This is a genomic window from Desulfovibrio sp., from assembly GCF_018379785.1.
GTDB lineage: Bacteria > Desulfobacterota > Desulfovibrionia > Desulfovibrionales > Desulfovibrionaceae > Desulfovibrio.
The window spans coordinates 41,210-51,357 of the sequence record NZ_JAGZUV010000016.1 but is presented as its reverse complement, the minus strand read 5'-3'; the positions used below and the strand labels follow the sequence as shown (position 1 = coordinate 51,357).

Sequence of the window (10,148 nt, the reverse complement as noted above, 5' to 3'; positions counted from 1 at the left end):
CTCGATATGACAAGCTGGATGTCATTTTCCTTGCTTTTATCGTTTTTGCTCTCATCGTCGAGGCTCTCAAATAGTGTTAACAGGCCCTAGAGCATTTCAACTTTGAAATAGTTGGAATGCGAGGCGGTGAGCAAACCGAGCCGCCCGCCGCAACGCGGCGTGGATTCAGTCGAAGACCGCATTCTTCGGCTGAATGAACCTTTGGAACGTGTAGCGTTTCAAAGGCAATCTGCTCCAGGTTCAGTCCCGCCGGTTTTTTCGAAACAGGGCCATGTATTCCTGATTTCCCTTGGGTCCTTTGACGGCGGCGGGCAGCACGCCCTCGCAGTCCAGATTCAGGTTGGCCGCGCAGAAGGCCAGAATTTTGTCCACCGCGCGCCGGCGGGCGGCTTCGTCGCGTACCACGCCCTTGACTGTTTCGCCGGGCCCCAGCTCGAACTGGGGCTTGATCAGCACAGCCGCCAGACCGCCGGGCTTCAGCCAGGTCATGCACGGCGGCAGCACCAGCGTCAGGGAAATAAAGGAGACATCCGCCACCACCAGATCCACGGCTTCGGGGATCAGTTCCGGCGGCGCGTGGCGCAGGTTCACGCCTTCCAGACTGATCACCCTGGCGTCGGCGCGCAGTTTTTCATGCAGCTGATTGCGGCCCACGTCCACGGCGTAGACCCGCGCGGCCCCGCGCTGGAGCAGGCAGTCCGTGAAGCCGCCGGTGGAGGCTCCGGCGTCCAGGCAGACCATATCCCTCACGTCCAGATGGAAGTGGTCGAGGATGGTCAGCAGCTTGTAGGCCCCACGGCTCACGTAGCGTTCGCTTTCCAGCAGGGCGAAGCGCGTTTCCGCGGGATAGGGGTGGCCGGGTTTGGGCACGCGCTGCGGCGGCGCGCCGGGCGGCAGCAGGGACTCGCCGTCCGGCCCCGTGGGCGAAAGGACGATCTGACCGGCCATGATCAGGCGGCGGGCCTGCTCCCGGCTTTCGGCCAGGCCCTGTTCAAAGGCCAGTTGGTCGGCGCGCTGACGCTTGTCTTTGGGCATGGGGCAGATATAGCCGCTCGGAGCCGCGCTGGCAATGGCGGTCCGCCCGCCTGATCCCGGCGCGCACGGCGCTTGCCAAGCGACGAAAAGAGGTCTATATATGTCGTCCCTGTCTGATATTCCCTTCAGGCAGAGTAAAAAAATTGCGCGGCGTCCGTAAAGGTCAGGCCCGTGCCGGTCCATTCCGGCAAGGCGGGCTGCTCGAAGCCGGGTCCGGCCGACTGCGACGAGGTTCTGTCATGAAAAAAGACATCCATCCCAAAGTGTTCATGGCCACCATTACCTGCGCCTGCGGCCACGAGGAGCAAGTGCTCTCCACCAAGGGCGAACAGGTGCATGTGGAAGTCTGCTCCGCCTGCCATCCTTTCTTCACCGGCAAGCAGCGCTTCCTGGATACGGCCGGCCGCATTGACCGCTTCCGTAAAAAGTACGCCAAGTTTGAGCAGAAGTAAGCGCGGACCGGCCGGACGCATGCGTTTCGCCCCGCCGCCGGGCCTTGTGCCCGGCCTGCTGGCCCTTTTGCCCTGCCTGACGGCCGACTGCCCCCCGGTGGGCGGTCAGGCCGTCATGGAGGGCGTGATGATGCGCAACGGCGATACCTATGGTCTTGCCGTGCGCCGTCTGGACGGCGTCATTCGCGCCCAGCGGCTGCCCTGGTTTTCCCTGACCCGCCATGCCTGGCTCAAGAAGCCCTTTGTGCGGGGTTTTCCGGTTCTGCTGGAAACCCTGGTCAACGGCATCCGGGCCCTGAACCGTTCGGTGGAAGCCGCGGCCCAGGGCGAGGAGGAAGAGCTTTCGGGCTGGCATCTGGCTTTGAGCCTGGGTCTGGCGCTGGTCATGGCCATCGCGCTTTTTGTGGTGGCCCCGCATCTGCTGTCGCTGATCATGCTCTGGCTGCATTTGGGCGGCGACGTGGAAGGGCTGTCCTTCCATCTCTGGGACGGCTTCTTCAAGTGTTGCATCTTCATGGGCTATATCCGGCTGATTTCCTATGTGCCGGATATCCGTCGCGTGTTCCAGTACCACGGGGCCGAGCACAAGACCATCCACGCCTTTGAGAGCGGGGGCGAGGTCAGCGCGGCCGGCGCCGCCCGCATGAGCCGCCTGCATCCGCGTTGCGGCACCACCTTTCTGCTCTTTGTGATCTGCATTTCGATCATTCTGCACGCGGTGCTGGTGCCCCTGCTGTTGATGATTTACACGCCCCAGAGCGCGGTTGCCAAGCACGCTCTGACCATCGTCTTCAAGCTGTTGCTCATGGTGCCCATCAGCGCCCTGGCCTACGAGCTGATCCGTTACGCGGCGCGCATGCCTGACGGCTTCTGGGCCACGCTGCTGCGCGCGCCGGGTCTGGCCCTGCAACGCCTGACCACCTACGAGCCGGACGAAGCCCAACTGGATGTGGCCGTGGTGGCCCTGCGCGAGGCCCTGGGGCCGGACGCCGGGGACAACATCCGCACCGCGCCGTATACGGAAGCCTGACTTCTCACCCGCGCCGGGATAGAGCAGATTGCCTTTGAAATGCTCTGATCCGGCGCGCGGACATTCCGGCCCTTTGCCGTGCGGGCCGTTGCCGCGCCCGCCAGGGGCCCGGCGGGGCGTATTTTGTTCTTTTTCATCTTTTTGCAGTGCGTGTTGGAGATCGTGTATGTTCGCCAAACTGGAAGGCCTTGAAAAGAAATATATGGAGCTGGAAGAAGCTCTGGCCCAGCCCGACGTGTTCAACGATCAGGAGCATTACCGCAAACTGACCAAGGCGCATGCCGATCTGCGTGAGATTGTGGATCTCTTTCGCAGCCACCGGGCCCTGCAGCAGGAAATGGCTGAAAACAAGCAACTGCTGCACGACGAGGATCCGGATATCCGGGATATGGCGCATGAGGAAATCCGCAGGGCTGAAAGCGAACTGCCCCGGATTGAGCAGGCCCTGAAAGTGGCCCTGCTGCCCACGGACCCTCTGGACGAAAAGAACACCATTCTGGAAATCCGGGCGGGCACCGGCGGCGAGGAGGCGGCCCTGTTTGCGGCGGATCTCTTCCGCATGTACACCCGCTATGCCGAGCTTCAGGGCTGGAAGGTGGAAATCATGAGCGAGTCGCCGTCCGAATCCGGCGGCTACAAGGAAGTCATCTGCCTGATCGCCGGCGACCGGGTCTACAGCCGACTTAAATTTGAAGCGGGCACACACCGGGTGCAGCGCGTGCCCGCCACCGAAACCCAGGGCCGCATCCACACCTCGGCGGCCACCGTGGCCGTGATGCCCGAAGCCGAGGAAGTGGACGTGGAGATCCGGCCCGAAGATCTGCGCATCGACATTTACCGCGCTTCCGGCGCGGGAGGCCAGCACGTCAACAAGACGGAATCCGCCGTGCGCATCACCCATCTGCCCACCAACACGGTGGTCACCTGCCAGGATGAGCGCTCCCAGCATAAAAACAAGGCACGGGCCATGAAGGTGCTGGCCTCGCGCATTCTGGCCGCCGAGCGTGAACGCCAGAATTCCGAGCTCTCCGCCGACCGCAAGGCCCAGGTGGGTTCGGGCGACCGCTCCGAACGCATCCGCACCTACAATTTCCCGCAGGGCCGCTGCACGGACCATCGCATCAACCTGACCCTGTATTCCCTGGACAGGATCATGGAAGGCGAGCTGACTCCGCTGTTCGATGCCCTGTCCACGGCGGCGCAGACCGAGGCGCTCAAGGCGCAGGCCGAAGACTAGTACCCAGTAACTCATAAAGTTACGGGGTACTGGCCGCCGGACGAAAGTCCGGCGCGCCGCCGCAGGCGGCATGAGCGAGCCGAAAACCGCGTTTTTCGACGCAGTGATCTGCACACAGAAAACGAAGTTTTATGTGTGACATGGTACTAGGCTCAGCCCTCATTAAAACGCCGTCCGCGAAAAGCCGCCTTTTATGTTGGGCCGCCGTTGCGCGGGGTTCATGCCGAAGGCCGTTGCTGCTCGCCGTCGCCATTGGCCAGGAGCTTCTCCAGCAGTTCCATGAGCTTGTCGTTTTCAAGCGGCTTGGCAAGATGGCCGTTCATGCCGTTGGCCAGCACCAGGTCCACGTCTTCCTTGAAGGCGTTGGCGGTCAGGGCGATGATCGGCACGCTTCGGGCATCGGGCCGGTCCATGGCGCGGATGGTTTTGGCTGCGGCGTAGCCGTCCATCCTGGGCATCTGCAGATCCATGAGAATCAGATCATAGAAGTTGACGGGCGAGCGCGCGAACATCGCCACGGCTTCCGTTCCGTCCACGGCCTCATCCATCCGCAGACCCAGGTTCGAAAGCTGTTCAATGACGATGATGCGATTTATCTCCACGTCATCCACGAGCAAAATGCGTTTCCCCGTCAAGGCCGCCGGGCTTTTGCCGGGGGCTTCCCGCTGTTGCGGGTTGTTGTCCGCTTCCTTGAGCCAGAGCGAGAATGAAAAGGCGCTGCCCTTGCCCGGCGTGCTTGTGACGGCAATGTCGCCGCCCATATGCCTGATGATGCTTTGGCTGATGGAGAGCCCGAGGCCCGTGCCGCCGTAGGCGCGGGCAATGTGGGTGCCGCCCTGCTCAAAGGGTTTGAACAGGGTCTTGAGCGTTTCCTCGGCAATGCCCACGCCGTTGTCCTGAACAAGGAAGGAAATCAGGCGCTCGCCCCGGCGTCTGTCTTCCTGGCGCACCCGGAAAAGAATTTCCCCGAGTTCCGGCGTGAACTTGGCCGCATTGCCCAGCAGGTTGATCAGCACTTGCCGCAAGCGCAGCGAGTCCGCCTTCAGATGCGTGGCTGCAATGCCTTCCATGGCAACCTTGAAGGTGATGTTTTTCTCCATGCAGCGGGGACGGATAATACTTTCCACGCTGCCCACGAGTTTGGGAAGCGCGAAATTGTCTTCGCTCAGTTCTATCTTGCCCGCCTCGATTTTGGAGATGTCCAGAATGTCGTTGAGCAGGCCCAGCAGATGGTGCGAGGAAACCTCTATCTGATTGGCGCAGTTCAGCAGTTCACCGGTGGGGCTGCCCGCGTGCAGTTTTTTTCTGGCGATGTTGGCCATGCCGATGATGGCGTTCATGGGCGTGCGTATTTCATGGCTCATTCGGGCCAGGAAAGCGCTCTTGGCCTCGTTGGCCCTGTTGGCCGTGGCGCAGGCCTCCTGCAATTCCGTCTGGATCCGGCGCAGTTCCTTCTCCACGGCGACCCGCTGCGAAACGTCGCGGGCTACGCCCAGCAGAGCCAGAACCTCGCCTCCGGCATTGAATTGGGGGATGCGCACCACATCCATATTTTCGCTGTGCCCGTCGGCGAAATGCACGGTTTCCTCGGTATACAGAGGCGCGCGCCCTTCGATGGCCGCCCGGAAATTCTCCTGCGAGCGGGCGGCGACCTCCGGCGGGAAGACGGCGGACGCGGGCAATCCGCGAATTTCCTCGGGCGTTTTATTCACCAGGGCCGCAAAGCGCGGGTTGACCGCCTGGTAGTTGCCCTCCTTGTCCTGGTACCAGAGGATGTCCGGTGAATTGACGAAAATGGTTTCCAGCAGGGCGCGTTGTCGCTCAATGTGTTTCTGCTCCTCGATAATGGCGGTAACGTCGGCGGTATGGACAAGATGGCCCGTGGCCACGCCCCGGCCGTCCGTCAGTGTTTCGGCCCGGCCCTGATAGTAGCGGCCTTCATGCAGGAGCACCTCCGGCTCTTTGCCGCGCGCCAGGCATGCCAGCGGGCAGAAGGAGGTGCCGGGAGGGAAGATGGTGTTTTCCGCATAGGGCTTGCCCACCACATCTTCCAGGGATTTGCCGATCAGGGCGAGCCCGGCCTCGTTCATGTACACCAGCCTGCCCGAGAGATCGACAATGCTGAGCGGGCCTTTGTCGCTGTTCACCAGGCTGTCGGCCAGGCCGTCGAAGGAGTCGGACAGGGCCCCCATTTCATCCTTGACAGGAGCGCGAAAACGGAATTGCCGCTCGCCCGCGCGGAAGCGGGAGATGCCCCGGACCATCTGCGCGATGCGTCTGGTAAAGACCGAGGCCATCCAGATGGCGATGAGAATGACCAGCACGGACATGAGCGTTGTGGAAACGGACAGGCTCGTGGCGGTCTGCCAGAGGTTTTCGCCGATGGCCCGGTAGGTGTCTTCGGAAACGGCGGAAAGTTCCTCATCCGTGGCGTTGACGAGGTCTTGCAGGGTGGCCTGCGTGGTCATGGCCGGGCGGTGGAATTCGTCCAGTCCCGCGCCCACGGCCACAAAGCCGAAGCCCCGGCGGCTGTTGCCGTACTGCCCGGTATAATAGGGAATGGCCGCCGCGGTGTTCAGCTTCCACAGGCCGCTCCATAAAATGCGGAAGGAGCCCGAGCCCCCGTCCTTGGTCAGGTCGAACCAGCCGGTACACTGCGGCGCGAAATTCAGGTAGCGGCAATCCAGGCCCACCAAGCCCCGGCGGGTCAGCTCGGCCGCTGGTTTCTTGCTGTTGGACTGGGCCTGGAAAGTGGGCACATCCTCGATGAATTCGGCATAGCTTTTGCCGCTGGCCTGCCATTCCTCATAAATATGCTCTTCAAGCCAGGGAACCTGCGGGTCGCCGGTTTCGGGATCATAACCGGCGATGGAGTGATGGCGGGGATGGCAGATGCTGCGGCCCTTGTGGTCCCAGATGAAGGCGTAATTGCCTTCAAAGGCGTCGGGCAGTTCCGTGTAGCGCTCAAGCGTGGGGGTCAGCCTGTCCACGAATTCCATGAGATGGTCATGGTCCAGAGCAAGGGTGACGTAGCCCGCAATCGCGCCGTCACGCACCACGGGCGTGGCCCAGCGCACCAGGCCCTTGAAGCGTATGCCGTTGGGATTTTCCTTGCCGGCGTAAGCCTGCTTTTCCGGGTCATAGGGGATATGGCGGGCCCTTGTATTGCCTGGCGTGTACATGCCGATGAAATTCGTGCCCACATATTGGCCGATGACGTCGGAAACGTAGATTTCGCCGGGTCTGAGTTTTTTGAGTTCCGCGAAATAACTTTCCGCCCTGACAAAGGTATTGCGCTTGTCGGCGATATTTTTGAGCGTTGGGGACAAAAGCGGCGAGGTGGTCACCTTGAGGCGCTCCATGCCGTCGAGGCCCACAAAGGTCATTTCAAGATACAGGGGGCGGGATTCACATTCAAAGCCGTCGGGCGGCCGGTAGTGGAAGCTGTAGTCGTTTTCCTCAATGGAGGAGGTGATCTGCGGCGCGGGCGGCGGCGGGTTTACCCGTTGCCAGGAGCGCCCGTTGGCCGCCAGCTCCCACTGGCCGGGCTTGACGAGGCGGCCCAGCCTTTGGGCCGTGAAGTTGCGGTACAGGGCTTCATCCGGCGGGAGAGTGGCGGCAAAAAGGATGTCCGCGTCGCGGTGATACAGAAAGTCGGCCACAGCGCGGGCCGTGTCGGTGGTCATGCGTTCTATCTCGGCGGTGGCCCGGTTGTCCAGGGCCCGCACCGTGTCGTTGACCGCGATTTTGCCGGTATGGTCAAGGGCCGCCACGGCCTTGCGCGAGATTTCCGCCGTGCGGGCTTTGAGCTCCTCGCCGAGCTCCTTGGATTGCATCCAGGCCAGGAGGGCGAGCAAAACCAGAGGCAAGACTTTGATGGCCGCAAACAGGCTGATAAGTTTAGCGCGCATGCCCACGCCGAGATCCGCCAGTTTTTTTTCAAGGCGTGTCATCAAAGGCAGTCGTTTCGGGTCCACTTCGGGAACCTCCATGTGGCGTCAACGGGTAATCAATGGAGAATACTGAGAAAATGCGTGAAGGGCGGAATAAGACAGAGGCGTGGCTAGAGGGTTGGCGCGGAGAGTTATTGTACCCTCATAGGCCGAAAGTTGTTTTTCCGCAAGAGATGCGGGAAAAGCCGGAGAGCAGTTGTTCTTGCCCGCTTTGAGCCGCCTTCAGGAGACTCGGTTGAGGCGGCCCGGAACGCGGACGCGCCGTGCCCGGTTGTGGCGGGCACGGCGCGCGGCGCGATAAAAGGATGTGAGAGGGAAGTTCAGTCGTCTTCGGCAATGACGGCGCTGCTCCTGACCGACGCAAGCCGCAGATCCTGGATGGCCCGATATTCTTCCGAGGCGAAGCAGGCCTCCAGCGCGGCTTTGCCCGGAAAACGGATCACAATCACCCGGTCCGGACGCCAGTCTCCGGCAAGGTGCGCAAGCCGTTCGGTCCGCACCAGATAGCGGCCGCCGTGACCCTCCACGATGGGCCTTACTTTCTCGATATAGGCGTCATAGAGCGGACGGGAGGCCGGATTGCCGAGCTGGATGCTGGCTATGAAAAATGCCGCCATGTCCGATTCCTCCCTGGCCTGCATACCTAATCAGGCATTGGTCTTCTTGGTTTCGGCGGACAGGCCCTGGCCCGGCTTGATGATCTTGGTCATGGTCGCCACCATGCCGGCGGCGTCGGCCACGTCGGCCGGGATGATCATGCTGTTGCCGGTCTTGGCCAGTTTGCCGAATTCGTTGATGTAGGCCTCGGCCAGCCGGAGTTGGGCCGCGGCCACGCCGTCGTTGCCCAATTGGTCGCCCACGATGCGGAGACCCTCGGCCGTGGCCGTGGCCACGGTGCGGATCTGGGCGGCCTCGCCCTCGGCCTGGTTGATGATGGCCTGCTTCTGGCCCTCGGACTGGGCGATGGCCGCCGCCTTGGCGCCTTCGGCCCGGTTGATCTGCGACTGCATTTCGCCTTCGGATTCGGCGATGGTGGCGCGCTTTTCACGTTCGGCGCGCATCTGCTTCTCCATGGCTTCCATGACCGTGGCCGGGGGCGTGATGTCGCGGATTTCATAGCGCAGCACCTTGACCCCCCAGGGCGCGGTGGCCGCGTCCAGGGCTTCCACCACTTCCTGGTTGATGCGGGTGCGCTCCTCAAAGGTCTTGTCCAGTTCCAGCTTGCCGATGACCGAGCGCAGCGAGGTCTGAGCCAGCTGGATGGCGCCCCATTCGTAATCGGAAATGCCGTAGGCGGACTTTTCCGGCGTGATGACCTGGAGGTAGAGCACGCCGTCAATGTCCACGCTGACGTTGTCGCGGGTGATGCAGGTCTGCTTGGGCACGTCCAGAACCTGCTCCTTGAGGCTGCGTTTGTAGGCCACCACATCCACAAAGGGCAGCAGCAGATGAAAGCCCGCGTAAAGCACCTTGTGGAATTTGCCCAGGCGTTCCACCACGTAGGCGGACTGGTTGGGCACCACCACGGCGGTTTTGATCAGAACGATGATGACCAGTACCGCCAGCAGGAACAGCCAGCCGAACTGGCCGAAGGATTCAAAGAGGGACATAGGCGCTCCGGAATGGTTGTACGTGAAGGGAAGGGCGGCAGGTCGCAGGGCAGGGGCCTCTGAACGTTAGTCTTCCGGCCTCTTATCCGCCGTGATGATTCGTCAAAACCAGCCTTTGCTCCGCTCCGGCGGAGTAAAGGCGGCGTTGTCAATGCCGGGAAGGGACGCCGCCATCAAAATTAACCTATTGAAACGACGTCAGGCAGATCACATTTTGATGGCATTTTTCAGAGCCTTTCAAAGGCAATCTGTTCTGGAGACGTCCGTCCCACGGCTGACCGGGTTTAGATTTACTCTCCCGAAGGGCCGTCGAAAGGGATCACCCGCAGCATCAGCGCATCGCCGGGCTGGGTGCCGAGCACGCGAACCGGGCGGCCCTCGTGGATTTCCGTTTCCGCCACGGCCCGCCAGAAGCTGCCGTCAATGCTCACTTCGCCCACTTCTCCGGGGCGCAGGGTCTTGCTGACCGTGCCCACGCGGTTCGCCAGGGGATGGGCCGGGGCATGGCCGCCCTGGTCATCAACCCGGTGGGCCCGGCCGCCGAACACGGCGCGCAAATGGCGGCGCAGAAAAAGCAGAGTGAACAGGGAGACAAAGATGAACGTCACCAGCTGCCAGTTCAGGGAGAGACCCAGCAGCGCGACGCAGGCCGTGACCCAGGCCCCGGCGCCGAAAAAGATCAGCACCAGGGTCGGGGCCATCAGCTCAATAAGCAGAAAAGCGAGACCCAGCAGGAACCAGAGCAGAGGCGCGCTCATGCCGCGCTTCCCTGGCCCGCGTCAACTTTGCGAATGTCAATTTTCAAAGTTAATCCGCTCTTGTTGATCCGTG

At 61.9% G+C, this 10,148-nt stretch carries 8 protein-coding genes; 3 read left to right on the top strand and 5 right to left on the bottom strand.

Translation table 11 applies throughout. The features are described from left to right. Positions 1-240: 240 nt before the first annotated feature. The gene (locus KH208_RS05105) at positions 241-1,035 is read right to left on the bottom strand and encodes a TlyA family RNA methyltransferase (RefSeq protein WP_291434405.1); all 795 of its coding nucleotides are present in this window, start codon (positions 1,033-1,035) and stop codon (positions 241-243) included. A gap of 239 nt (positions 1,036-1,274) precedes the next feature. Here KH208_RS05105 and rpmE point away from each other — a divergent pair, with 239 nt between their 5' ends. The 3 genes from rpmE to prfA all read left to right on the top strand — a co-directional run bounded on the left by rpmE (position 1,275) and on the right by prfA (position 3,754). After that, positions 1,275-1,487 (top strand): 50S ribosomal protein L31, encoded by a 213-nt coding sequence (gene rpmE / locus KH208_RS05100; RefSeq protein WP_008683132.1) that lies wholly within the window; start codon positions 1,275-1,277, stop codon positions 1,485-1,487. Between the two features lie 19 nt (positions 1,488-1,506). Then, a complete protein-coding gene (locus KH208_RS05095) occupies positions 1,507-2,517 on the top strand; it encodes a DUF1385 domain-containing protein (protein WP_367114940.1) in 1,011 nt (336 codons plus the stop codon). Positions 2,518-2,683: 166 nt separating this feature from the next. Beyond that, positions 2,684-3,754, top strand: a complete 1,071-nt coding sequence (gene prfA / locus KH208_RS05090) for a peptide chain release factor 1 (protein WP_291434402.1) — start codon at positions 2,684-2,686, stop codon at positions 3,752-3,754. 218 nt (positions 3,755-3,972) lie between these two features. Here the strand turns inward: prfA and KH208_RS05085 are convergent, their stop codons facing one another. The 4 genes from KH208_RS05085 to KH208_RS05070 form a co-directional block, all read right to left on the bottom strand. Further along, positions 3,973-7,707, bottom strand: coding sequence for an ATP-binding protein (locus KH208_RS05085; RefSeq protein ID WP_291434400.1), 3,735 nt, complete (start codon positions 7,705-7,707; stop codon positions 3,973-3,975). A gap of 320 nt (positions 7,708-8,027) precedes the next feature. Beyond that, positions 8,028-8,324, bottom strand: coding sequence for a DUF1330 domain-containing protein (locus tag KH208_RS05080; protein WP_291434398.1), 297 nt, complete (start codon positions 8,322-8,324; stop codon positions 8,028-8,030). Between the two features lie 30 nt (positions 8,325-8,354). After that, positions 8,355-9,317: a stomatin-like protein gene (locus KH208_RS05075; protein WP_291434396.1), complete on the bottom strand. Its 963-nt coding sequence runs from the start codon at positions 9,315-9,317 to the stop codon at positions 8,355-8,357. A 290-nt stretch (positions 9,318-9,607) separates the two neighbouring features. Then, positions 9,608-10,075 (bottom strand): NfeD family protein, encoded by a 468-nt coding sequence (locus KH208_RS05070; protein ID WP_291434394.1) that lies wholly within the window; start codon positions 10,073-10,075, stop codon positions 9,608-9,610. Positions 10,076-10,148 lie beyond the last annotated feature (73 nt).